Below are 23,964 nucleotides of genomic sequence, written 5' to 3'. Positions count from 1 at the left end.
CGATTTTTTTGAACAATGCCTAGCCCGGTAGCCCCTGAGTGCGCTGAAAATAGAAACCCACCACCACCGTCGGAATTGGTCAAATTTTGTGCTATATTTCGCGCCCGCGATTTTTCATCTCAACACCGGTCACCGTCATGCAAACAGCCAAGCCGTTATTTGACTATCCCAAGTACTGGGCCGAATGTTTCGGCCCTGCACCATTCCTGCCGATGAGCAGGGAGGAGATGGATCAGCTTGGCTGGGATTCATGCGACATCATTATCGTCACCGGTGATGCCTACGTTGACCATCCGTCGTTCGGCATGGCGATCATCGGCCGGCTGCTGGAGTCCCAGGGCTTTCGCGTCGGGATCATTGCGCAGCCGAACTGGCAGTCCAAAGACGACTTCATGAAGCTTGGCGAGCCGAACCTGTTTTTCGGCGTCGCGGCCGGCAACATGGACTCGATGATCAACCGCTACACCGCCGACAAGAAAATCCGCTCCGACGACGCCTACACCCCTGGCGGCATGGCCGGCAAACGCCCGGACCGTGCGAGCCTGGTGTACAGCCAGCGTTGCAAGGAAGCCTACAAGAACGTGCCGATCGTGCTTGGCGGCATCGAAGCCTCGCTGCGCCGTATTGCCCACTACGACTACTGGCAGGACCGTGTGCGCAACTCGATCCTGATCGACGCCACCGCCGATATCCTGCTGTACGGCAACGCCGAGCGGGCCATCGTCGAAGTCGCCCAACGCCTGTCGTGGGGCCACAAGATCGAAGACATCACCGACGTGCGCGGTACTGCGTTCATTCGCCGTGACACGCCGGCGGGCTGGTACGAAGTGGACTCCACGCGCATCGACCGTCCGGGCAAGATCGACAAGATCATCAACCCGTACGTGAACACCCAGGACACCCAGGCCTGCGCCATCGAGCAGGAAAAGGGACCGGTCGATGATCCGGAAGAAGCCAAGGTCGTACAGATCCTGGCCAGCCCGCGCATGACCCGCGACAAGACCGTGATCCGCTTGCCGTCGGTGGAAAAAGTCCGCGGTGACGCGGTGCTCTACGCCCACGCCAACCGCGTGTTGCACCTGGAAACCAACCCAGGCAACGCCCGCGCCCTGGTGCAGAAGCACGGTGAAGTGGACGTGTGGTTCAACCCGCCACCCATTCCCATGACCACCGAAGAAATGGACTACGTGTTCGGCATGCCCTACGCGCGAGTCCCGCACCCGGTGTATGGCAAGGAGAAAATCCCGGCCTACGACATGATCCGCTTCTCGGTGAACATCATGCGCGGCTGCTTCGGCGGCTGCACTTTCTGCTCGATCACCGAGCACGAAGGCCGCATCATCCAGAACCGTTCCGAAGAGTCGATCATTCGCGAAATCGAAGAGATCCGCGACAAGGTGCCGGGCTTCACGGGCGTGATCTCCGACCTCGGCGGCCCGACCGCGAACATGTACCGCATCGCCTGCAAGAGCCCTGAGATCGAGTCGGCGTGTCGCAAGCCGTCGTGCGTGTTCCCCGGCATTTGCCCGAACCTGAACACCGACCACTCGTCGCTGATCCAGCTGTACCGCAGCGCCCGTGCTTTGCCGGGTGTGAAGAAGATCCTGATCGCGTCCGGCCTGCGCTACGACCTTGCCGTCGAGTCGCCGGAATACGTCAAAGAGCTGGTCACCCACCACGTCGGTGGCTACCTCAAGATCGCCCCGGAACACACCGAGGAAGGTCCGCTCAACCAGATGATGAAACCGGGCATCGGCAGCTATGACAAGTTCAAGCGCATGTTCGAGAAGTACACCAAGGAAGCGGGCAAGGAGCAGTACCTGATCCCGTACTTCATCGCCGCCCACCCCGGCACCACCGATGAAGACATGATGAACCTGGCCCTGTGGCTCAAGGGCAACGGCTTCCGCGCCGACCAGGTGCAGGCGTTCTACCCGTCGCCGATGGCCACCGCCACCGCGATGTATCACTCGGGCAAGAACCCGCTGCGCAAGGTCACCTACAAGAGTGACGCGGTGACCATCGTCAAGAGCGAGGAGCAGCGCCGTCTGCACAAGGCGTTCCTGCGTTACCACGACCCGAAAGGCTGGCCGATGCTGCGTGAAGCACTGACCCGCATGGGCCGCGCCGACCTGATCGGGCCGGGCAAAGACCAATTGATCCCGTTGCATCAGCCGAGCACCGACAGCTACCAGAGCGCCCGTCGCAAGAACTCGACGCCGGCCGGCAGCCACAAGGTCGCCAAGGAAACGACGACCAAAATCCTCACCCAGCACACCGGCCTGCCACCCCGTGGCAGCGATGGCAGCAACCCGTGGGACAAGCGCGAACAAGCCAAGGCCGCCGCGCAGGCGCGTAACAAGCAGGCGGCCAAAGAGCGCAGCGATGCGGCCAAGGGCAAGGGCGGCAAGCCAGCGCGCAAGCCGGTTGTGCCGCGTTGATCGTCGCTTGAATATGCAGAACGCCAGCCTTGAGCTGGCGTTTTGCTGTGTGGCGAGTGGGTTGCCTGTTTGCTAATGTGGCGCCCATTAGATCGCTATCGGGGGCTTGCTCCCGATAGCGTCAGTCCAGTCACCACCCCCTTCAAGGAAGAGCACCCCAATGAGCAACCCCCTGCTCAACATCGGCATGGACTCCAACCGCTCCCAGTTCCTGGCGCGCCAGCGCATCGAAAGCCAGATCAACCTGCCGCGCCTGTTTGCGGCCATTGATGCCGATCCGGCCATCGTAGGGGCGGGCGTCGTGTATATCGATGCCGAGTTCAACGTGGTCACGCTGCGTGAGTTCCAGCCGATCTGCAGCATTGCCCCCAAACGCATTATTTTGCGTGAAGCGCAGAAGTACATTGCCCCGGCGCAGTTTGCGCAACAGGTCCAGGACAACCCTCGCGAATCGCGCCTGGTGGGAGAGGCGATCAACACGTCCCTGTCCTGCGCAGGCGCGATCATCGGTTGGATCGTCGTGCTCAGCGGTACCGTCGCCGTGCCGTTCACGGCGGGCGCCAGCAGCGTGATCACGGCCATCGGCTATACCGCCGCCACGGCCAGCACACTGCAGTGTTTTGCCAGTGGCTATCGCGTCAGCAATGAGATCAGTGACCCCTCTAAAAACGACAAGCTCGACAGCTCGGATTGGTATCAGTACACGATGATCGCGCTGGATGCGGCGTCGTTGATCGGGGTCGGCGCATCGACGTTGACCACGGTAAAGCTGGTGCGGATGAACCAGGCCGCCACGGGCAAAAGCGTGCGGGACGTATTGCGAGGCTTGACCCGGCAAGAGCGCGCCAAGCTCACGAAGGAGCTGCTCAGCATCCAGGACCCGCGCATGACCGCCAAAATGCTCAAGTTGAAGCAACTGTCCGGCGAGGCGACCAAGCGTTTCACCCCCGCCCAGGTCAAGCATGCAACGGTGACCCAGATACAGGATGCCCTGGGCGCGGCCATCGGATTCACCGGCAGTGCAATCTCGGGGAATGTGCGCACCATTGCCGTGGGACTGTATGAGGAAATGAGCAATGAATGAGCTACCCGGTATTCGCAGTTTTCTGGCGCAGTACTTTCCGGTCTTCATGGGCGCGATTTTCGCGGCGGTGTTCAGCCTGGTGTTTGCGGTGCCACTGATTTTCGACAGTTATTTCCCGCGCTTGCCGATGGACGACAACCTCAAGTATTCCTTTCTGGGTGGCCTCGCGCTGACGTGGGGCATCGTGCAGTGCAATTTCATGATCGCGCGCGGGCGGCCGCAATGGGTATGGCCGCTGGTGATATTGCTTGCGCTCTGTGTTCTGGTGGTGCTGCCCACCATCGCGTTTGGTCCGCATCCGCTTTCCTATGGCTTGAGCCTGCTGTTCCCGCTGCTGGGGTTGCTGCTGCTCAACAGTAAACGTCACCGCGAAATGCGCCAGAAACTCGTTGAAGTGAGGCGGCTGCGCCAAGCCATCATCGCAACACACAAAGCACGCTAGGTGGGTAGATTCGCCACCCTGCGCCACAAATATGTGCAGCTCTTGCACCACGGTACGTACATTGGCGCCGTTTTGGTGCTCTACTGCACCGGGTCTTACGATAAAGCGCAATGACCTCCGCTCTGGCATAAGTCTTGCGCACGTTGTATCCATGCCCTGGCTCGCAGGAGGCCGCCGTGTCGATTCATGTCGCGTTGCACCACGTTACGCATTACCGCTACGACCGCGCTGTTGAACTCGGCCCACAGATCGTGCGTTTACGCCCGGCGGCCCATAGCCGTACGCGGATTTTGTCCTACGCACTCAAAGTGCTGCCCGAACAGCACTTCATCAATTGGCAGCAAGACCCCCAGGGCAATTACCTGGCGCGCCTGGTGTTTCCGGAAAAGACCGATGAACTGCGTATCGAAGTCGACCTGGTCGCCGAGATGGCGGTGTTCAACCCGTTCGACTTTTTCCTCGAGCCCTACGCCGAGAAAATCCCCTTCAGCTACGCCGCCGATGAGCAGCGCGAGCTGGCGCCGTACCTGGAAACCCTGCCGCTGACGCCTAAATTCGCCGCCTACCTGGCCGGTATCGACCGTACGCCGTTGCCCGCCGTGGATTTCCTGGTGGGTCTCAACCAGCGCCTGGCCGCCGATATCGGCTATTTGATCCGCATGGAGCCGGGCGTGCAAACCCCGGAGTTCACGCTGGAAAACGCCTCCGGCTCGTGCCGCGATTCGGCGTGGTTGCTGGTGCAACTGTTGCGCAACCTGGGCTTGGCGGCGCGGTTTGTGTCCGGCTACTTGATTCAGCTGACCGCCGACGTCAAAGCCCTCGACGGCCCATCCGGTACTGAGGTGGACTTCACCGACCTGCACGCCTGGTGCGAAGTGTATTTGCCCGGCGCCGGCTGGATCGGCCTGGACGCCACGTCCGGCTTGTTTGCCGGTGAAGGGCATATCCCGTTGGCCTGTAGTCCTGACCCATCGTCCGCCGCACCGATCAGTGGGCTGGTGGAACCGTGCGAGTGCGAATTTACTCACGAAATGTCGGTGGAGCGGATCTGGGAAGCCCCTCGGGTGACCAAGCCCTACACCGAGGAACAATGGCTGGCGATCCAGGCCCTGGGCCGACAGATCGATGGCGACCTGCTCAAGGACGACGTACGCCTGACCATGGGCGGCGAACCGACCTTCGTGTCCATCGACGACCCCGACGGCGCCGAGTGGAACACCGCCGCCCTCGGCCCGGACAAGCGTCGCCTGTCGGCCGAGCTGTTCCAGCGCATGCGCCAGCACTATGCGCCCAAGGGCCTGGTGCATTTCGGCCAGGGCAAGTGGTACCCCGGCGAACAACTGCCGCGTTGGTCGCTCAACTGCTATTGGCGCCGCGACGGCGTGCCGATCTGGCACAACAGCGCGTTGATCGCCGATGAACAGCAGGACTACGGCGCCGATGGCGTGATGGCCGGGCGTTTCCTGGCCAGCGTCGCCGAGCGCCTCAAGCTGCCGGCGCGCTTTGTATTCCCCGCGTTCGAAGATAATTTCTACTACCTGTGGCGTGAAGGCGCGCTGGCGCAAAACGTCACCGCCCAGGACCCGCGCCTGAGCGACGATCTGGAGCGCGCGCGCCTGCGCAAAGTATTCAGCCAGGGCCTGGATAAGGTCATCGGCCAGGTACTGCCGCTGGCGCGCACGGCGGCCAATGACCGTTGGCAAAGCGGCCGCTGGTACCTGCGCGACAACCACTGCCGCCTGGTGCCGGGAGATTCGCCGCTGGGCTATCGCCTGCCGCTGGCCTCGCAACCGTGGGTGACGGCGGCGGAATATCCGTTCGTGCACCCCACCGACCCGAATCAGGAGCAGCCGGAGCTGCCCACCACCGCGCAACTGCAAAGCCACGGTGAGCCTGCTCCCAGTGAAGACCGCGTGCCGCAGGTGGACGAATCCGCCGATTGGCTGACCCGTACCGCGTTGTGCGCCGAAGCACGTGAGGGCCGGCTGTACTTGTTCATGCCGCCTCTGGAGCGCGTTGAGGATTACCTGGAACTGGTGGCCGCCATTGAGGCCACCGCCGAAGAGTTGCATTGCCCGGTGTTGCTGGAAGGCTATGAGCCGCCGTTCGATATGCGCCTGAGCAACTTCCGGATTACCCCGGACCCAGGTGTGATCGAGGTCAACGTGCAGCCGTCCGCGACCTGGGACGAGTTGGTCGAGCGCACCGAATTCCTCTACGAAGAGGCCCGGCAAACCCGCCTGACCACTGAAAAATTCATGATCGACGGGCGCCACACCGGTACCGGTGGCGGTAACCACTTTGTGCTCGGGGGCGCCACGCCGAAGGATTCGCCGTTTCTGCGTCGCCCCGACTTGCTGCGCAGTTTGATCAGCTACTGGCATAACCACCCATCGCTGTCCTACCTGTTTTCCGGCCTGTTTATCGGCCCGACCTCCCAGGCGCCACGGGTGGATGAAGCACGTAACGATGCGTTATATGAGCTGGAAATCGCCTTCGCACAGATGCCCGCCCCCGGCGAAGAATGCCCGCCGTGGCTGGTAGACCGCCTGTTGCGCAACCTGCTGATCGACGTGACGGGCAACACCCATCGCGCCGAATTCTGCATCGACAAGCTCTACTCGCCCGACGGTGCCACAGGCCGCCTGGGCCTGCTGGAGCTGCGCGCCTTTGAAATGCCGCCCCACGCGCGTATGAGCCTGACCCAGCAACTGCTGCTGCGGGCGCTGGTCGCGCGTTTCTGGCGTGAACCCTATGCACCGCCAAAACTGGCGCGCTGGGGCACCGAACTGCATGACCGCTTCCTGCTGCCGCACTTTATCGAGCAGGATTTCGCCGACGTCATCGTCGAACTCAACGCCGCCGGCTACCCGCTGCGCGCAGAATGGTTTGCCGCGCACCTGGAGTTCCGTTTCCCCAAGGTGGGCGACTACGCCGTCAACGGTATCGAACTGGAGCTGCGCCAGGCCTTGGAGCCTTGGCATGTCCTGGGCGAGGAGGGCGCGGTAGGCGGTACCGTGCGGTATGTGGACTCGTCGCTGGAACGCTTGCAAGTCAAACTCAGCGGCCTGCCGCCGCAGCGCTACCTGCTGACCTGCAACGGTATTGCAGTGCCGCTGCAACCGACCGGTCGCGTGGGTGAGTTTGTCGCCGGTGTGCGCTACCGCGCGTGGCAACCGGCCAACTGCCTGCAACCGACCATTGCGGTGCACGCGCCGTTGGTGTTCGACCTGCTGGACACCTGGATGCAACGTTCGCTGGGCGGCTGTCAGTACCACGTGGCGCATCCGGGCGGGCGCAACTACGACAGCTTGCCGGTGAACGCCAACGGCGCTGAGAGCCGGCGGCAGGAGCGGTTTTTCCGCTTGGGGCATACGCCTGGAAAACTGCCGGTGCCAAACCTGGAGATTAATGACGAGCTGCCGATGACTCTGGATCTACGACGTTTCTCCAATAAAAAAGACTGAATGCGATTTCACTGGGCCCCTGGGCTTTTGTGGTGAGCGAGCTTGCCTCGCGCGGGGCAAGCCCGCTCAACACAAAAGCCCGGCGACACAGGGGATTTGCAGTGTTTGTTGAGTTAATCTGAGCCCCTTTGCCTCTGCCGAGCGTTCCATGTCCGACTTGCTCGACCGTTACCCGCTGACCACGGGGACTTATCACGAACTGCTGGACGACAGCGGCGCCGTGCGTGCCCATTGGCGGCGCCTGCTCGATCACCTGCAGCGCAGCACCCCGGCGCAACTGGCCCAGCGCCAGGCGCTGCTGACGCGGCAGATCCAGGAAAACGGCGTGACCTACAACGTCTACGCCGACCCCAAGGGCGCCGACCGCCCGTGGGAGCTGGATTTGCTGCCCCACGTGCTGGCCGCCGATGAATGGCAGCAGTTGTCCGCCGGGATCGCCCAGCGTGCGCGCCTGCTCAATGCCGTGCTCGCCGATCTCTATGGCCCGCAGCGCCTGATCAAGGAAGGCTTGCTGCCGGCGGAACTGGTGTTCGGGCATAACAATTTCCTGTGGCCGTGCCAGGGCATCCAACCGCCCGACGGTACTTTTCTGCACCTGTACGCCGTGGACCTGGCGCGCACCCCGGATGGTCGTTGGTGGGTCACCGCCGACCGCACCCAGGCGCCGTCGGGCGCCGGTTATGCGCTGGAAAACCGTACCATCGTGTCCCGCGCCTTCCCGGACCTGTACCGCGACTTGCAGGTGCAGCACCTCACCGGGTTCTTTCGCACACTCCAGGAAACCCTGGCCCGCCAGGCGCCGAGCGACAACCAGCCGCCGCTGATCGTGCTGCTCACCCCTGGCCGCTTCAACGAAAGCTACTTCGAACACCTCTACCTCGCCCGCCAGCTCGGCTACCCACTGGTGGAGGGCGGCGACCTGACCGTGCGCGACAGCACCGTATTCCTCAAGACCCTCAGCGGCCTGCGCCGGGTGCACGCGATCATGCGGCGCCTGGACGACGACTTCTGCGACCCGCTGGAGCTGCGCACCGACTCGGCCCTGGGCGTGCCCGGCCTGCTCGATGCCGTGCGCCAGGGCAATGTGCTGGTAGCCAATGCCCTGGGCAGCGGCGTGCTGGAGTCCCCGGGCCTGCTGGGCTTTCTGCCCAAGATCAATGAATTCCTGTTCGGCGAAGCACTGATCCTGCCGTCCATCGCCACCTGGTGGTGCGGTGAAGCGCCGGTGCTCGCCGAAGCCCTGGAGAAACTGCCTGAGCTGCTGATCAAGCCGGCATTCCCGTCGCAGAGTTTCGCCCCGGTGTTTGGCCGCGATTTGAACGATGAGCAACGCCAGGCCCTGGCCGAACGCATGCGTGCGCGGCCCTACGCCTACGTCGCCCAGGAATTGGCGCAACTGTCCCAGGCGCCGGTGTGGCACACCGTGGATGACCACCTGCAACACCGCGCCATCGGCATGCGCGTGTACGCCGTGGCCAGCGCCGAGGGCTACCGCGTGCTGCCCGGCGGCCTGACCCGCGTGGCGGCCGAGGCCGATGCCGAAGTGGTGTCGATGCAACGCGGTGGCGCAAGCAAAGACACCTGGGTGCTCGGCGAACGCGCACCGGGCAGCGAGCAGTGGCGCGCGCAGCGCACGATTGGTGCCCATGACCTGGTGCGCCGCGATCCTTATCTGCCGTCGCGCGTGGTAGAGAACCTGTTCTGGTTCGGCCGTTATTGCGAGCGCTGCGATGACAGCGCACGTTGGCTGCGTATCGTGCTGGCGCGCTATGTCGATGGTGACGACCCATTGGCGTTGCAGGCGGCGGTGGAGTTGGGTGAAAACCTGCGTCTGTTGCCGGAGGAAGACGAGCTGCCCGAACGCCTGATGGCGGCGTTGCTCGGCGATGACTGGCCGCAAAGCCTGCGCGCCAACCTGCAGCGCTTGCAATGGGCGGCGTCCCAGGTGCGGGGCAAGTTGTCCCGAGAGAACTGGCAGGCCCTGGTCGAGCTGCAACGCGAAGCCATGGAGCTGGAGCGTGAAAGCCCGGACTTTGGCGAGTTGCTGGATTTCCTCAACCGCCTGGTGATGTCCCTCGCGGCGTTGTCCGGCTTTGCCCTGGACGACATGACTCGCGACGAAGGCTGGCGTTTCCTGATGATGGGCCGGCGTATCGAGCGCCTGCAATTTCTGAGCGGCAGCCTCGCGGCGTTCCTGCGCGGCGTGGCGGTATTCGATCAGGCGGGGCTGGACTGGTTGCTGGAGCTGGGCAACAGCAGCATCACCTATCGCTCGCGCTACCTGGCGGTGCCGCAGTTGATTCCGGTGCTCGACCTGTTGCTGCTCGACGAGCAGAACCCCCATGCGGTGCTGTTCCAGCTCAAGCTGGTGAGCCGTACCCTGCGTCGTCTCAACGATGACTTCGGCGTGCCCCGCGAGACTGGCCTGGCGCCCTTGGTGGAGCGCCTGGCGCGTTTCGACCTGGGTTGCCTGGAGAACGGACTGTTCGGCGAAACCAGCGTGCGTGCCGCACTGGATGGCCTGGCCGACCTGCTGCAAGCGGTGGCCGATGAAAGCGGGCAAGTGTCGGATCGCCTGGCGCTGCGCCATTTTGCCCACGTGGATGATGTCAGCCAGCAAACGGTGTCGGTGTAATGAGCGCGCGCTACCAGATTTTTCACGATACCCATTACCACTACGACAGTCCGGTGTCCCTGGCCCAGCAGCTGGCGCATTTGTGGCCACGGCCATGTGCCTGGCAGCGCTGCACCTCGCAACAGCTGGAGATCAGCCCGCAGCCATCGTCGCGACGCGATGAGCTGGATGTGTTCGGCAACCCGATCACGCGCCTGGCCTTCGAGCGGCCCCACGATGAGTTGTTGGTCAATGCCGGGTTGACCGTGGAAGTGCTGGCACGGCCGCTGCTGGACTTCCAACAGTCGCCGCCCTGGGACCGGACGCGAGACAGCCTGACCTACAGCAGCCAGGCAATGACCCCTGAGCGGATCGAAGCGTGCCGCTATCGCTTCGAATCCCCCTACGTGCACCTGAAGAAAACCTTCGTCGAGTTCTCCGAAAGTTGTTTCCCGCCCGGCGAGCCGTTGTTGCTTGGCGTGCAGGCACTGATGGAAAAAATCTTCAGTGAATTTACCTTTGATGCCGAAGCCACCCAAGTCGCCACGCCGTTGGTGGAAGTGCTGGAACGCCGCCGTGGCGTGTGCCAGGACTTCGCCCACCTGATGCTCGCCTGCCTGCGTTCGCGAGGCCTGGCGGCGCGTTATATCAGCGGCTACCTGCTTACCCAGCCACCGCCCGGCCAGCCACGACTGATCGGCGCCGATGCGTCCCATGCGTGGGTTTCGGTGTTTTGCCCGGTGGCGGGCTGGGTGGATTTTGACCCGACGAACAACGTACAGCCGGCACTGGAGCACATCACCCTGGCCTGGGGCCGGGATTTTTCCGATGTGTCGCCGTTGCGGGGGGTGATTCTGGGGGGAGGGAGCCATGACCCGGAAGTGCGGGTGACGGTGATGCCGCTGGAGTAGCGGTGGATTGTGGTGAGCAGGGCGCGCCTGCTCACCACAAAGGAAATTATTCAGCCGGATCTTTTGGTGCTTCAGTCTCGTCGCTCGTTTCTTCTGCATCGACGTCCGGGTTCAGTGCGCCGGCTTCTTCATCGGCAGCGGCTTTCTTGCGTTGCAGCTTTTCCTCTTTCTTCTGTTCCTTGGCCAGGTCTCTCTGACGTTTGGCGAAGGAGTAATTGGGTTTGGCCATGGGCGATCCTCTAGGGTCGAAGGTGAGGGTGGCGGCGCGCGGCTGCCTTGGGTCGCTATGGTAGCAGCTTAGCAGCGCGCTTGGCCTTCACTTACCGCAGGCATACGCGGCCAACAGGCCGTTGAAGAATTGATTGAAGGGCATGGCTCGGGCTCCAGTGGGTGATGGGGCCGATCATAGGCGGGTGCTGCGACTTTGGCTGGTAGATTGTGTTGATAAGTCTGATAGCCTAAAGTTGTATACAATTTGTTGATTCAGATCATAAGAACTCAAGCCCGTATGAGGCACCCTTACCGCAATCCGCGTTTTTAAACCCTGCCTTGGAGATTCACATGTTTGCGAAAATCTTTGCTGTTTCCCTGCTGACTCTGGCGAGCGGCCAGTTGCTTGCTGCAGAGTGCAAGGTCACCGTCGACTCCACTGACCAGATGTCCTTCAACACCAAGGAAATCGTGATCGACAAGAGCTGCAAGACGTTTACCGTGAACCTGGAACACTCGGGCAGCTTGCCTAAAAACGTCATGGGGCATAACTGGGTGCTGACCAGCGCTGCCAACATGCAACTGGTTGCGACTGATGGCATGGCTGCTGGCATCGACAAGAATTACCTGAAAGAAGGCGACGACCGCATCATCGCCCACACCAAGATCATCGGTGCCGGCGAGAAAGATTCGGTGACCTTCGATGTAGCGAAACTGGCCGCCGGGACGGACTATGCGTTCTTCTGCTCGTTCCCAGGCCACATCTCGATGATGAAAGGCACTGTGGTCGTCAAATAAGACCGCGTTATCGTTTATCGGGGGCTTGCCCCCGATAGCTAACTGACAGTCAACATAAAACTATCTGACTCACCTCAAGGCGCAAACGGCATCACCCGCTTGTGCTCAGTCTTGCGATACGTGTCGCAGATAATCCTGAACGCTTCCTCACGCACCGGTTCACCCTGCAAAAAAGCATCGATCTCGGCATAGGTCACGCCATGTGACGCCTCGTCCGGCTTGCCCGGCGACAGGTCTTCGAGGTCGGCCGTCGGCACCTTCTCCACCAACGACTCCGGCGCGCCAAAATGGCGTGCGATTGCGCGCACCTGGTTCTTCACCAACCCGCTCAGGGGCGCCAGATCGCACGCGCCATCACCGAACTTGGTGAAAAAACCCATCACCGCTTCCGCCGCATGATCAGTCCCGATCACCAGCCCACCGGCGGCGCCGGCAATGGTGTACTGCGCCACCATGCGCATGCGCGCCTTGGTGTTGCCCAGCACGAAGTCACGGGACACTGCGGCCTTGCCTTCAAACGCCGCCACCTCATTGGCCAGGGATTTCACCGCCGGGCCGATGTTCACGGTGTGGCGCTCGTCCGGGTCGATAAAGTCCACCGAGGCCTGGGCGTCGATTTCGTCGAACTGGGTTTCGTAGGGCAGGCGCACGGCGATGAATTTATACGCCGCATCACCGGTACGGGCGCGCAGTTCCTGCATGGCGCGCTGGGCCAACAGGCCGGCGGTGAGGGAGTCGACACCGCCGCTGATGCCCAGTACCAGGGCCTTGAGGCCCGAATTGCGCAGGCAGTCCTGGATAAAGGTCACGCGCCGGGCCACCTCGGCTTCAAGGGCGGCCTGGTCTTTGAATGGCGCTTGCACCTTGAGCTGCTGCGCAATCTCACGCTGTACGGCTTGCATGATTCACTCCTTGCTGGAAATGGCAGGTACTTTGAAAACGTGACGTAAATAGGCGACAAAATTCGGGTCGGTGCAGTGGGTCTTGCCCGCTTCATCAGAGATTTTCGCGACGGGCTGGCCATTGCAGGCGGTCATTTTAAGCACGATGCTCATCGGTTCCACGCCTGGAATATCGCAGGTCAGGTTGGTGCCGATGCCGAAGCTCACATTAATGCGGCCACGCAACGCGCGGAAAATCTCCAGGGCCTTGGGCAACGACAGGCTGTCGGAAAACACCAACGTCTTGCTCATTGGTTCGATACCGAGCTTGTGGTAATGGGCGATGGCTTTTTCGGCCCACTGCACCGGGTCGCCGGAGTCGTGGCGCAGGCCGTCGAACAGCTTGGCGAAGTACAAGTCGAAATCGCCGAGGAACGCATCGGTGGTGATGCAATCGGTCAGGGCGATGCCCAGCAGGCCACGGTATTCGCGGACCCAGCAGTCGAGGGCGGCGATCTGGCTGTCGATCAGGCGTGGGCCGAGTTGCTGGTGGGCCATGATCCACTCATGGGCCATGGTGCCCAGGGGTTTCATGTTCAGCTCGCGGGCCAGGTGTACGTTGCTGGTGCCGACAAAGCGCCCGGGGAAGTCGTGCTTGAGCACATTGACCACCTCCTCCTGCACCCGGTACGAAAAGCGCCGGCGCGTGCCGAAGTCGGCCACTTGCAGTTCCGATAGTTCATCGCTGCCGGCATTCGCGGTCAGCCAGTCGAACTTGCGGTACAACTGCTCGCGGGCCTGTTCGAGGATCACGGTCTGGTAGCGGTAGCGGTTGCGCACTTCGCTGACGATGGCCAGCAGCGGTACTTCGAACAGGATCACATGCAGCCACGGCCCACGCAGGCGGATAAACAGCTCGCCGTTCTCGATGCCGGTCTGCACATAGCGCAGGTTGAAGCGAAACAGCCCCAGAAAGCGCAGAAAATCCGGCTTCATAAAACTGATGCGTTCCAGGAACCCCAGCTGGTCCGGGCTCAGGCTCAGCTCGGCGAGGCGCTCGATCTGGTAGCGGATCTCCGCCAGGTACGGGCGCAGGTCTTCGCTGTTACGGCAACGAAACTCCCATTCAACTTCCACGTTGGGGTAGTTGTGCAGCACCGCCTGCATCATGGTCAGCTTGTAGAAGTCGGTGTCGAGCAGGTTCTGCACGATGCGATCGGCAAACACACTCTCGCTCATAACGGGAATCTCCAGACGGGTCGGCGATGGCGCCGGCCTTTACGCGCAATTGAGGAAGGTGGCTAGTGGCGCATAGACCTGTGGGGTTTTGCCAGTGATTTTTTCGCCAAAGCTACTGACGCTATCGGGCACTAAATAACCTGAGCCATCATCCACTTCACAAAATCGCGCACCTTGGGCACTTCCGCCGAATGCTCCGGATACGCCAGGTAGTAGGCATCCTGGCTCGGCATCGCATGCTGCCAAGGGATCACCAACTTGCCGTCGGCCAGTTCTTCTTCCACCAGGAAGCGCGGCAGCAGCGCCACGCCACACCCCACCTGTGCCGCACGAATGCACATATAGAACGTATCGAAACGCGGCCCATGGTAGCTGTGTTCGGTCTGGTAACCCTGGCTGGCGAACCAGTCGTGCCAGCCCTGGGGGCGCGAGGCGTTTTGCAGCAACACCAACTCGCTCAACTGCGTGGGGTCCGTCAGCGGCTTGGCCGGCAGGCTTTCCGGTGCGCACACCGGCACCAGTTCTTCGCTGAACAGCTTCAAGCTCTCGGTGCCGGGGCGTGACCCCTGGCCAAAATAGAAGGCCAGGTCGGCCTTGCCCTGCAGCAATTCGTCCGGTTCCTGCTCGTTACACAGGTCCAGGTGGATCTGTGGGTGGCGCAGGCGCCAGCCCTTGAGGCGCGGCACCAGCCAGCGTGCGCCGAAGGTGTAGGGCGTGGACACGCGCAGCACTTCGGTTTCGCCGCCGTAGGAGCGCAGGTAATGGGTGGACATCTCCACCTGGGTGAGGATCTTGCGCACTTCCACCAGGTACAAATCGCCCGCCGGAGTCATTTGCAGGCGGCGACGCACGCGGCGAAACAACAGGTGTTGCAGCAACTCCTCCAACTGCGCCACTTGTTTGCTCACCGCGCTCTGCGTGAGGTTCAGCTCCTCGGCGGCGCGGGTGAAGCTCAGGTGGCGGGTGGCGGCTTCGAAACACTGCAGGGCGGTGATCGAGGGCAAATGTCTTTTGTTCAGCACGGCGTGCCTCTTTTTATGCTTTGCATGAATAAACGGAATGATATCTCGCCTAATCGTCGTTTGTTGGCAAGTCTTGGGCCAGCTACAAATAAGGTCTGGATCGCCGTGCGTGTTGCGGCGCGATTTTTTGTACGCAGATTTGAAGGAGTGACCCATGGTTGCCGCATTGCTTGATCGTCTCGGGGTAAACCCGGCCCTGTACCAGGCGGGTAAACAGCCCGTGCATTCGCCGATTGACGGCAGCCGGATCGGCAGCGTGCACTGGGAAGGCGCCGCCGAGGTGGAACAACAGGTCAGTCGCGCCGAGCATGCATTCGAGGCCTGGCGCAAAGTGCCGGCCCCACGTCGTGGCGAGTTGGTACGGCAATTGGGCGACATGCTGCGTGAATACAAGGCCGACCTGGGCGAGCTGGTGTCCTGGGAAGCCGGCAAGATCACCCAGGAAGGTCTGGGTGAAGTACAGGAAATGATCGACATCTGCGACTTCGCGGTCGGCCTGTCGCGCCAGTTGTACGGCTTGACCATCGCCTCTGAGCGCCCGGGCCACCACATGCGTGAAACCTGGCACCCGCTGGGCGTGGTCGGCGTGATCAGCGCCTTCAACTTCCCGGTCGCGGTGTGGGCGTGGAACACCGCCCTGGCCCTGGTGTGCGGCAACGCCGTGATCTGGAAACCGTCGGAAAAGACCCCGCTCACCGCCCTGGCGTGCCAGGCGCTGTTCGAGCGCGTGCTGAAGAACTTTAACGATGCCCCGCAGTACCTCAGTCAGGTGATCATTGGTGGTCGCGATGCCGGCGCTGCGCTGGTGGATGACCCACGCGTAGCGTTGATCAGCGCCACCGGCAGCACCCGCATGGGCCGCGAAGTCGCACCGAAAGTCGCCGCGCGTTTCGCCCGCAGCATCCTCGAACTGGGCGGCAACAACGCGATGATCCTCGGCCCAAGCGCCGACCTGGACATGGCCGTACGCGCCATTCTGTTCAGCGCCGTCGGCACCGCCGGCCAGCGCTGCACCACCTTGCGCCGCCTGATCGCCCACGAGTCGGTCAAGGAAGAAATCGTCACGCGCCTCAAGGCGGCCTACGCCAAAGTGCGCATCGGCCACCCGCTGGAAGGCAACCTGATCGGCCCGCTGATCGACAAGCACGGCTTCGACAACATGCAGGACGCCCTGGCGCAAGCCTTGAGCGAAGGCGGCAAGGTGTTCGGCGGCAAGCGCCAACTGGAAGACACCTTCCCCAATGCCTACTACGTGTCGCCGGCGATTGTGGAGATGCCCGAGCAAAGCGACGTGGTGTGTACCGAGACCTTCGCGCCGATCCTGTACGTGGTCGGCTACACCGACTTCGCCGAAGCCCTGCGCCTGAACAACGCTGTACCGCAAGGCTTGTCATCGTGCATCTTCACCACGGATGTGCGTGAAGCCGAGCAGTTCATGTCGGCGGTGGGCAGTGATTGCGGCATCGCCAACGTCAATATCGGCCCGAGTGGCGCGGAAATCGGCGGCGCGTTTGGCGGTGAGAAAGAGACCGGCGGCGGGCGTGAGTCGGGCTCGGATGCGTGGCGTGGGTATATGCGTCGGCAGACCAATACCGTGAATTACTCGTTGGAGTTGCCGCTGGCGCAGGGCATCACTTTCGACTGATCCCTCAAGTCGGAGTGAGATCAAAATGTGGAGGGGCGGTGCGACGATTCGACTTGCTCCCTCTCACATACGATCGCATTGCACATCAGGATTGTTGTTTGTTGGGTCTCATCGGAGTCTGGCAATGGCACTACGCGAAACATGTTTGTGGGAGCACCTCACCCCCAGCCGGCCGGACCGTACCGCGCTCAAGGGTGAGGTCAACGTGGATGTGTGCGTGATCGGCGCCGGCATCACCGGTTTGTCGGCGGCCATTCATTTGCTGGAACAGGGTAAAAGCGTCGCCGTGCTCGAAGCCCATCGCACCGGCCATGGTGGCTCGGGGCGCAACGTCGGGCTGGTGAACGCCGGGCTGTGGATCCCGCCGGATGACATCGAAGCCGGTTTCGGCGAAGCGGTGGGCAGCCAGCTCAACCGCATGTTGGGCGCGGCGCCGTCGTTGGTGTTCAGCCTGATCGACAAGTACAACATCGATTGCCAATTGCGCCGCGAGGGCACGTTGCACATGGCGCACAACGCCCGTGGCGAGGCGGATTTGCGCAGCCGTGACGAACAATGGAAACGCCGTGGCGCACCGGTGGAACTGCTCACCGGCCAGGCCTGCGAGCAGGCCACCGGCACGAAAAAGATCGCCGCCGCCTTGCTGGATCGACGTGCGGGCACGTTGAATCCAATGGCCTACACCTCGGGGCTGGCCACGGCCGCCGTCGGCCTTGGCGGGCAACTGTTCGACCATTCGCCCGTCACTCAACTCGAACGCCAGGGTTCAAACTGGTCGGTGCAGACTGCCCAGGGAGCAGTGCGAGCCGCACAGGTGGTCATCGCCTCCAACGCCTACACCGAAGGCGAATGGACCGACCTGCGGCGTAACTTTTTCCCCGGTTATTACTATCAGGTCGCGTCGGCACCGCTGACCGACGACGCCGCCAGACAAATCCTGCCTGGCGGCCAGGGATCGTGGGACACGCGTCAGGTATTGAGCAGCATCCGCCGCGACGCCGATGGTCGTTTGTTGCTCGGCAGCCTGGGCAACGGCAACCAGAAGCCGGCCTGGTTCCTCAAGGCGTGGGCCGATCGGGTGCAGCAGCACTATTTCCCGTATCTCAAATCGGTGCAGTGGGAATACACCTGGACCGGTTGCATTGCCTTCACCCCCGATCACTTGATGCGTCTGTTCGAGCCGGCGCCGGGCCTAGTGGCGGTCACCGGTTATAACGGGCGGGGCGTGACCACCGGCAGTGTGGTCGGCAAGGCGTTTGCCGACTATCTGTGTCACCAGAATCCCCAGGCGTTGCCGATTCCGTTCGCGCCCATGCAACCTTTGGCCGGCGTGGGTCTGCGTAGCTGTTTGTATGAGGCGGGATTCTCGCTGTATCACGCCGGGCAATGCCTGCGAATCGTGATCTGATCAGCGAAATACCGCGCAAAAGACCGCATCCCGTGCGCGGGCGCCTAATCTGTATTGGTGCAAGTCGTAGCAGTCGCGCACTGTAAATGTGCAGTTCCGTTACGCATGTTGTAACAAGTGCAGGAACAGTCGTTTATGCATCCGGTTGCAGGTGCGACCCGCAAGGGTTGTGCTTTTTATGGCTGCCGGTTGCACCTTTGTGAGCTAGAGGGTTGCACGTACTGGCAAGCGGCAGCGAAACGCCTGTAATAACAATGACACCGTGTCTTTTTGAAGAATAAAAACGTACTGGCACGACGCTTGCTCTGAGCTTTCGGTGAAAGGTTTGAATGCAAGTTGTCGTGCCAAAAATCAAAAATATCGGAGCACCACTCATGTCCCAGACGTTTTACAAGAAAGGTTTTCTGGCCCTCGCCGTTGCAGCGGCGCTGGGTGTTTCTACGTTTGTTCAAGCTGATGTGAAGATTGGCGTGGCGGGGCCCATGACGGGCGCCAACGCGTCGTTCGGTGAGCAGTACATGAAGGGTGCCCAGGCGGCAGCCGAAGTCATCAACAAGGCCGGCGGCATCAACGGTGAGAAAGTCGTGCTGGTGGCCGGCGACGACGCCTGCGAACCCAAGCAGGCCGTGGCCGTGGCCAACCGTCTGGCCGACCAGGACAAAGTGATCGGCGTGGTCGGGCACTTCTGCTCGTCCAACACCATCCCGGCCTCCGAGGTCTACGACGAGGCGGGCATCATCGCGATCACCCCAGGCTCCACCAACCCACAAGTGACCGAGCGCGGCCTCGGCGCCATGTTCCGCATGTGCGGGCGTGACGACCAGCAAGGCATCGTCGCCGGCGACTACATCGTCGACGTGCTCAAGGGCAAGAAAGTCGCGGTCATCAACGACAAGGACACCTACGGCAAAGGCCTGGCCGACGCCACCGCTGCCCAGTTGACCAAGCGCGGCGTCAAACCGGTGCTGGAAGAAGGCCTGACCCGTGGCGAGAAAGACTTCAGTGCCCTGGTCACCAAGATCCGCTCCCTGGGCGCCGACGTGGTGTACTTCGGTGGCCTGCACCCGGAAGCCGGTCCACTGGTCCGCCAGATCCGTGAAGCAGGCCTCAAGGACGTCAAGTTCATGTCCGACGACGGTGTTGTGACCGACGAACTGGTGGCCACCGCCGGCGGCGCGCAGTACGTCGATGGTGTGTACATGACCTTCGGCGCCGACCCGCGCCTGCTGCCGGACAGCAAGGCCGTGGTGGAAGAGTTCCGCAAGGCCGGTTACGAGCCTGAAGGCTACACCCTGTATGCCTACGCCTCGTTGCAGGCCTTGGCCGCCGGTTTCAACGGCGCCAAGTCCAACAAGGGCGAAGACGCCGCCAAATGGCTGAAGGCTCACCCGGTCAAGACCGTGATGGGCGAGAAGACCTGGGACGCCAAGGGTGACCTGAAAGTGTCCGACTACGTGGTTTACCAGTGGGATAAAGAAGGCAAATACCACCAGTTGGAAAAGCAGAAGTAAGCACAAGCACTAGAGATCCAATGTGAGAGGGGGCTTGCCCCCTCCCATATTGGGACAGTGTGGTTATTGAGATCTGTCTTTTCCTCCAGAAGCGCCGCACACCCACCGGTGTGCAGGTGCTCACCGCGTGAGATTGCGTTATGGATGGTATTTTCCTGCAGCAACTGGTCAACGGCCTGACCCTCGGGTCGGTCTATGGCCTGATCGCCATCGGCTACACAATGGTCTATGGCATCATTGGCATGATCAACTTCGCCCACGGCGAGGTTTATATGATTTCCGCTTACCTCGCGGCGATCAGTCTGGCACTGCTGGCTTACTTCGGCATCGAATCCTTCCCGCTGCTCATACTCGGCACCCTGATCTTCACCGTGGTCGTCACCGGCGTGTACGGTTGGGTCATTGAACGGGTCGCCTACAAACCGCTGCGCAACTCCACCCGACTGGCACCGCTGATCAGCGCCATCGGTATCTCGCTGATCCTGCAGAACTACGCACAGATCGCCCAGGGCGCCAAGCAACAAGGCATCCCGACCCTGCTGGCCGGGGCCTGGCGTGTCGATATCGGCAGCGGGTTCGTCCAGCTCACCTACACCAAGGTGTTCATTCTCGTGGCGGCGTTCGCCGGCATGGCCTTGCTCACCTACGTCATCAAGTACACCAAGCTCGGCCGCATGTGCCGCGCCACCCAGCAAGACCGCAAGATGGCTTCGATCCTGGGGATCAACACCGACCGCGTCATTTCCTACGTGTTCGTCATCGGTGCCGCCATGGCCGCGTTGGCCGGCGTGCTGATCACTCTCAACTACGGCACCTTCGACTTCTATGCCGGCTTCATCATCGGCATCAAGGCATTTACCGCTGCGGTACTCGGCGGCATCGGCTCCCTGCCTGGGGCGATGTTGGGCGGGATCATCCTCGGTATCTCCGAGTCGTTGTTCTCGGGGTTGATCAACTCTGACTACAAAGACGTGTTCAGTTTCTCCCTGTTGGTGGTGATTCTGATTTTCCGTCCCCAGGGCCTGCTTGGTCGCCCACTCGTGGCGAAGGTGTAAAACATGTCTGCTGCCAAACCTATCGATATCAAGAAAAGTGTCGTCGATACGATCCTTGCCGGGCTGATTTCGTTGATCGTGTTCGGTCCGATCGTCGGCGTGGTCCTCGACGGCTACAGCTTCAACCTGGAACCGGCCCGCGTGGGCCTGCTGGTCGCCATCGTGATGGTCGGCCGCTTTGCCATGAGCCTGTTCCTGCAAACCCCCAAGGGCGTGAAGATCCTGCAGGGCTTCGAGAGCAGTGGCTCCGGCGTGCACGTGCTGGCACCGGACTACAAATCGCGGCTGCGCTGGATCATCCCGGCGCTGATCGTGATCGCCATCGTGTTTCCGATCTTCGCCAACAAGTACCTGCTCACCGTGGTCATCCTCGGCCTGATCTACGTACTGCTGGGCCTGGGCCTGAACATCGTGGTCGGCCTGGCGGGCCTGCTCGACCTGGGTTACGTGGCGTTCTATGCCATCGGCGCCTATGGCCTGGCGCTGGGCTACCAATATCTGGGCCTGGGCTTCTGGACGGTGCTGCCATTGGCGGCCATCGCGGCGGCGCTGGCGGGGTGCATACTCGGGTTCCCGGTGTTGCGAATGCACGGTGACTACCTGGCCATCGTGACCCTGGGCTTCGGTGAAATCATCCGCCTGGTGCTCAACAACTGGCTGTCGTTCACCGGCGGGCCGAACGGTATGCCGGTGCCCTCGCCGACCTTCCTCGGGCTGGAGTTCGGCAAGCGTGCCAAGGATGGTGGCATTCCTTTCCATGAGTTCTTCGGTATCGATTACAACCCCAACATCAAGTTCATGTTCATCTATATCGTGCTGTTCCTGGTGGTGCTGGCCGTGCTGTACATCAAGCACCGCCTGACGCGCATGCCGGTCGGCCGCGCCTGGGAAGCCCTGCGTGAAGATGAAATCGCCTGCCGTTCCATGGGCCTGAACCACGTACTGGTCAAGCTCTCGGCGTTCACCATCGGTGCCTCCACCGCCGGTTTGGCCGGGGTGTTCTTTGCCAGCTACCAGGGGTTCGTCAACCCGTCGTCATTCACCTTCTTCGAGTCGGCGCTGATCCTGGCCATTGTGGTACTGGGTGGCATGGGATCGACCGTCGGTGTGGTGATTGCGGCGTTCGTGTTGACCGTGGCGCCGGAACTGCTGCGCAGTTTCAGCGAATACCGTGTGCTGCTGTTTGGCGTGCTGATGGTGGTGATGATGATCTGGCGGCCACGCGGCCTGATACGGATCAGCCGGACCGGGGTGACGCCGCGCAAAGGAGTGGCACCATGAGCAAGGAAATCGTGCTGTCCGTGGAACACCTGATGATGCACTTCGGTGGCATCAAGGCCCTGAGCGATGTGAGCCTCAAGGTCGAACGCAACTCGATCTTCGCCCTGATCGGCCCCAACGGCGCCGGCAAGACCACCGTATTCAACTGCCTTACCGGCTTCTACAAAGCCAGTGGCGGCAAGATCGAACTCAACGTGCGCGGCAAGCAGACCAATGTGATCCAACTGCTTGGCGAACGCTTCCGGGCCACCGACTTCGTGTCGCCGAAAAGCTTTCTCAGCCGCGTGTACTACAAGATGTTCGGTGGCACCCACCTGGTCAACCGCGCCGGCCTGGCGCGCACGTTCCAGAACATTCGCCTGTTCAAGGAAATGTCGGTGCTGGAAAACCTGCTGGTGGCCCAGCACATGTGGGTCAACCGCAACATGCTGGCCGGCATCCTCAACACCAAGGGCTATCGCAAGGCCGAGAGCGACGCGCTGGACTGCGCGTTCTACTGGCTCGAAGTGGTCGACCTGGTGGACTGCGCCAACCGCCTGGCCGGTGAGCTTTCCTACGGCCAGCAGCGCCGCCTGGAAATCGCCCGCGCCATGTGCACGCGGCCGCAGATCATCTGCCTCGACGAGCCCGCTGCCGGCCTCAACCCCCAGGAAACCGAAGCCCTCAGCGCGATGATTCGCCTGCTGCGCGACGAACACGACCTCACGGTGGTGCTGATCGAACACGACATGGGCATGGTAATGAGTATTTCCGACCACATCGTGGTGCTGGACCACGGCAACGTGATCGCCGAAGGCGGGCCGGATGCAATCCGCAACGACCCGAAAGTGATCGCCGCCTACCTGGGCGCGGACGAAGAGGAGCTGGTATGAGCGCACCTATCCTCGAAATCAAGGACCTGGACGTGTTCTACGGCCCGATCCAGGCCCTGAAAAAAGTCTCGCTGCAGATCAACGAAGGCGAAACCGTCAGCCTGATCGGCTCCAACGGCGCGGGCAAATCCACCTTGCTGATGTCGATCTTCGGCCAGCCGCGGGCCGAGTCGGGGCAAATCATCTACAACGGCGTCGACATTACCCACAAGTCATCCCACTACATCGCCTCCAACGGTATTGCGCAGTCGCCGGAAGGGCGGCGGGTGTTCCCCGACATGACCGTCGAGGAAAACCTGCTGATGGGCACCATCCCGATTGGCGACAAGTTTGCCAGCGAAGACATGCAGCGCATGTTCGAGCTGTTCCCGCGCCTCAAGGAACGGCGTAACCAGCGCGCCATGACCATGTCCGGCGGCGAGCAGCAAATGCTCGCCATCGCCCGCGCGCTGATGAGCCGACCCAAGCTGTTGTTGCTGGACGAACCGAGCCTGGGGTTGGCGCCGATCGTGGTGAAACAGATCTTCGCCACCCTGCGCGAACTGGCATCCACCGGCATGACCATCTTCCTGGTGGAACAGAACGCCAACCACGCGCTGCGCCTGTCGGATCGGGCATATGTGATGGTCAACGGCGAGATTCGCCTCACCGGGACTGGCAAGGAGCTATTGGTGAACGAGGAAGTGCGCAACGCCTACCTCGGCGGTCACTGATCTCAAACTTTGTCGCATTATCCTGTGGGAGGGGCGGTGCCCCTCCCACATTTATTTTTGGCGACTTTCCAAATTGTGGAAAACAAATCCGGCTACCTCCCAAAGCGCGACATATAGCCGCCGCAAATCCCTGTTTTGTCACCGTTTTGACTTGTCCCCATCCGCTGTGGAACCGGCTGTGGGTAACGTGGGAGTAGCTGGCTGAACGCCTTTAAAACCGTGGCTTACAGCGCGACGGTTGTTTTTTGATCAGCGACTTTTTCGCGACCGCCCAAGGGGTTTGTCAACCTGTTTAAAGACACAGGTATATGACCGGAATATGTCTGTTCAGCCTGTGGATAAGTCTGTGACTAAACTCTGGAAAGACCGC

At 61.7% G+C, this 23,964-nt stretch carries 18 protein-coding genes; 14 read left to right on the top strand and 4 right to left on the bottom strand.

Going from position 1 to position 23,964, the window contains the following annotated elements; genetic code table 11:
- Nucleotides 1-137 precede the first annotated feature (137 nt).
- The 6 genes from V6M90_RS00560 (at nucleotide 138) to V6M90_RS00535 (ending at nucleotide 10,959) form a co-directional block, all read left to right on the top strand.
- On the top strand, nucleotides 138-2,441 hold the full coding sequence (locus V6M90_RS00560) for a YgiQ family radical SAM protein (protein WP_078823065.1): 2,304 nt from the start codon (nucleotides 138-140) through the stop codon (nucleotides 2,439-2,441).
- Nucleotides 2,442-2,601: 160 nt separating this feature from the next.
- Nucleotides 2,602-3,525, top strand: a complete 924-nt coding sequence (locus tag V6M90_RS00555; protein WP_141063025.1) for an NAD synthetase — start codon at nucleotides 2,602-2,604, stop codon at nucleotides 3,523-3,525.
- Nucleotides 3,518-3,967 carry a hypothetical protein gene (locus tag V6M90_RS00550; protein ID WP_141063024.1) on the top strand — a complete coding sequence of 150 codons (450 nt, stop codon included), beginning with the start codon at nucleotides 3,518-3,520 and terminating at the stop codon, nucleotides 3,965-3,967. The genes V6M90_RS00555 and V6M90_RS00550 overlap by 8 nt, the downstream gene beginning before the upstream one ends.
- A 176-nt stretch (nucleotides 3,968-4,143) precedes the next feature.
- On the top strand, nucleotides 4,144-7,434 hold the full coding sequence (locus V6M90_RS00545) for a transglutaminase family protein (protein ID WP_141063023.1): 3,291 nt from the start codon (nucleotides 4,144-4,146) through the stop codon (nucleotides 7,432-7,434).
- A 148-nt stretch (nucleotides 7,435-7,582) separates the two neighbouring features.
- On the top strand, nucleotides 7,583-10,069 hold the full coding sequence (locus tag V6M90_RS00540) for a circularly permuted type 2 ATP-grasp protein (RefSeq protein WP_003171383.1): 2,487 nt from the start codon (nucleotides 7,583-7,585) through the stop codon (nucleotides 10,067-10,069).
- Entirely contained in the window at nucleotides 10,069-10,959 is an 891-nt protein-coding gene (locus V6M90_RS00535; RefSeq protein WP_003171384.1) for a transglutaminase family protein, read from the top strand. The genes V6M90_RS00540 and V6M90_RS00535 overlap by 1 nt, the downstream gene beginning before the upstream one ends.
- 46 nt (nucleotides 10,960-11,005) lie before the next feature.
- On the opposite strand, the gene V6M90_RS00530 is transcribed toward V6M90_RS00535, so the two are convergent.
- The gene (locus tag V6M90_RS00530; RefSeq protein WP_003171385.1) at nucleotides 11,006-11,188 is read right to left on the bottom strand and encodes a hypothetical protein; all 183 of its coding nucleotides are present in this window, start codon (nucleotides 11,186-11,188) and stop codon (nucleotides 11,006-11,008) included.
- A 332-nt stretch (nucleotides 11,189-11,520) separates the two neighbouring features.
- Here V6M90_RS00530 and azu point away from each other — a divergent pair, with 332 nt between their 5' ends.
- Entirely contained in the window at nucleotides 11,521-11,967 is a 447-nt protein-coding gene (azu, locus tag V6M90_RS00525; protein WP_332845940.1) for an azurin, read from the top strand.
- A gap of 74 nt (nucleotides 11,968-12,041) precedes the next feature.
- On the opposite strand, the gene nadE is transcribed toward azu, so the two are convergent.
- The 3 genes from nadE to V6M90_RS00510 all read right to left on the bottom strand — a co-directional run bounded on the left by nadE (nucleotide 12,042) and on the right by V6M90_RS00510 (nucleotide 15,109).
- Nucleotides 12,042-12,869 (bottom strand): ammonia-dependent NAD(+) synthetase, encoded by an 828-nt coding sequence (gene nadE / locus V6M90_RS00520; protein WP_003171387.1) that lies wholly within the window; start codon nucleotides 12,867-12,869, stop codon nucleotides 12,042-12,044.
- A 3-nt stretch (nucleotides 12,870-12,872) separates the two neighbouring features.
- Entirely contained in the window at nucleotides 12,873-14,087 is a 1,215-nt protein-coding gene (pncB, locus tag V6M90_RS00515; RefSeq protein ID WP_003171388.1) for a nicotinate phosphoribosyltransferase, read from the bottom strand.
- Nucleotides 14,088-14,218: 131 nt separating this feature from the next.
- The gene (locus V6M90_RS00510; protein ID WP_003171390.1) at nucleotides 14,219-15,109 is read right to left on the bottom strand and encodes a LysR family transcriptional regulator; all 891 of its coding nucleotides are present in this window, start codon (nucleotides 15,107-15,109) and stop codon (nucleotides 14,219-14,221) included.
- A gap of 154 nt (nucleotides 15,110-15,263) precedes the next feature.
- Between V6M90_RS00510 and amaB the strand changes: the two genes are divergently transcribed.
- From amaB to V6M90_RS00475, 7 genes are all read left to right on the top strand, one after another.
- Complete coding sequence (gene amaB, locus V6M90_RS00505; RefSeq protein ID WP_078731334.1) at nucleotides 15,264-16,754, top strand: L-piperidine-6-carboxylate dehydrogenase; 1,491 nt, start codon at nucleotides 15,264-15,266, stop codon at nucleotides 16,752-16,754.
- Between the two features lie 124 nt (nucleotides 16,755-16,878).
- Nucleotides 16,879-18,162 (top strand): L-pipecolate oxidase, encoded by a 1,284-nt coding sequence (amaA, locus tag V6M90_RS00500; RefSeq protein ID WP_332845939.1) that lies wholly within the window; start codon nucleotides 16,879-16,881, stop codon nucleotides 18,160-18,162.
- A 374-nt stretch (nucleotides 18,163-18,536) separates the two neighbouring features.
- Entirely contained in the window at nucleotides 18,537-19,673 is a 1,137-nt protein-coding gene (locus V6M90_RS00495) for a branched-chain amino acid ABC transporter substrate-binding protein (RefSeq protein WP_003171394.1), read from the top strand.
- Between the two features lie 140 nt (nucleotides 19,674-19,813).
- The gene (locus tag V6M90_RS00490; RefSeq protein ID WP_010213575.1) at nucleotides 19,814-20,728 is read left to right on the top strand and encodes an ABC transporter permease subunit; all 915 of its coding nucleotides are present in this window, start codon (nucleotides 19,814-19,816) and stop codon (nucleotides 20,726-20,728) included.
- Nucleotides 20,729-20,731: 3 nt separating this feature from the next.
- Nucleotides 20,732-22,009: a high-affinity branched-chain amino acid ABC transporter permease LivM gene (livM, locus tag V6M90_RS00485; RefSeq protein ID WP_003171396.1), complete on the top strand. Its 1,278-nt coding sequence runs from the start codon at nucleotides 20,732-20,734 to the stop codon at nucleotides 22,007-22,009.
- Entirely contained in the window at nucleotides 22,006-22,881 is an 876-nt protein-coding gene (locus V6M90_RS00480; protein WP_003171398.1) for an ABC transporter ATP-binding protein, read from the top strand. The genes livM and V6M90_RS00480 overlap by 4 nt, the downstream gene beginning before the upstream one ends.
- On the top strand, nucleotides 22,878-23,594 hold the full coding sequence (locus V6M90_RS00475) for an ABC transporter ATP-binding protein (RefSeq protein WP_003171400.1): 717 nt from the start codon (nucleotides 22,878-22,880) through the stop codon (nucleotides 23,592-23,594). The genes V6M90_RS00480 and V6M90_RS00475 overlap by 4 nt, the downstream gene beginning before the upstream one ends.
- Nucleotides 23,595-23,964: the final 370 nt, after the last annotated feature.

The organism is Pseudomonas lactucae (assembly GCF_036688725.1).
In the GTDB taxonomy this organism is placed as follows: Bacteria; Pseudomonadota; Gammaproteobacteria; order Pseudomonadales; family Pseudomonadaceae; genus Aquipseudomonas; species Aquipseudomonas lactucae.
This window is presented reverse-complemented; position numbering and strand designations above follow the sequence as displayed.

Coding starts and splice junctions, on each gene's coding strand:
- pncB (WP_003171388.1), bottom strand. CDS start 14,087: ATGAGCGAGAGTGTGTTTGCCGATCGCATCGTGCAGAACCTGCTCGAC.
- V6M90_RS00540 (WP_003171383.1), top strand. CDS start 7,583: ATGTCCGACTTGCTCGACCGTTACCCGCTGACCACGGGGACTTATCAC.
- V6M90_RS00535 (WP_003171384.1), top strand. CDS start 10,069: ATGAGCGCGCGCTACCAGATTTTTCACGATACCCATTACCACTACGAC.
- livM (WP_003171396.1), top strand. CDS start 20,732: ATGTCTGCTGCCAAACCTATCGATATCAAGAAAAGTGTCGTCGATACG.
- V6M90_RS00475 (WP_003171400.1), top strand. CDS start 22,878: ATGAGCGCACCTATCCTCGAAATCAAGGACCTGGACGTGTTCTACGGC.
- amaA (WP_332845939.1), top strand. CDS start 16,879: ATGGCACTACGCGAAACATGTTTGTGGGAGCACCTCACCCCCAGCCGG.
- V6M90_RS00495 (WP_003171394.1), top strand. CDS start 18,537: ATGTCCCAGACGTTTTACAAGAAAGGTTTTCTGGCCCTCGCCGTTGCA.
- V6M90_RS00555 (WP_141063025.1), top strand. CDS start 2,602: ATGAGCAACCCCCTGCTCAACATCGGCATGGACTCCAACCGCTCCCAG.
- azu (WP_332845940.1), top strand. CDS start 11,521: ATGTTTGCGAAAATCTTTGCTGTTTCCCTGCTGACTCTGGCGAGCGGC.
- V6M90_RS00530 (WP_003171385.1), bottom strand. CDS start 11,188: ATGGCCAAACCCAATTACTCCTTCGCCAAACGTCAGAGAGACCTGGCC.
- V6M90_RS00490 (WP_010213575.1), top strand. CDS start 19,814: ATGGATGGTATTTTCCTGCAGCAACTGGTCAACGGCCTGACCCTCGGG.
- nadE (WP_003171387.1), bottom strand. CDS start 12,869: ATGCAAGCCGTACAGCGTGAGATTGCGCAGCAGCTCAAGGTGCAAGCG.
- amaB (WP_078731334.1), top strand. CDS start 15,264: ATGGTTGCCGCATTGCTTGATCGTCTCGGGGTAAACCCGGCCCTGTAC.
- V6M90_RS00480 (WP_003171398.1), top strand. CDS start 22,006: ATGAGCAAGGAAATCGTGCTGTCCGTGGAACACCTGATGATGCACTTC.
- V6M90_RS00550 (WP_141063024.1), top strand. CDS start 3,518: ATGAATGAGCTACCCGGTATTCGCAGTTTTCTGGCGCAGTACTTTCCG.
- V6M90_RS00560 (WP_078823065.1), top strand. CDS start 138: ATGCAAACAGCCAAGCCGTTATTTGACTATCCCAAGTACTGGGCCGAA.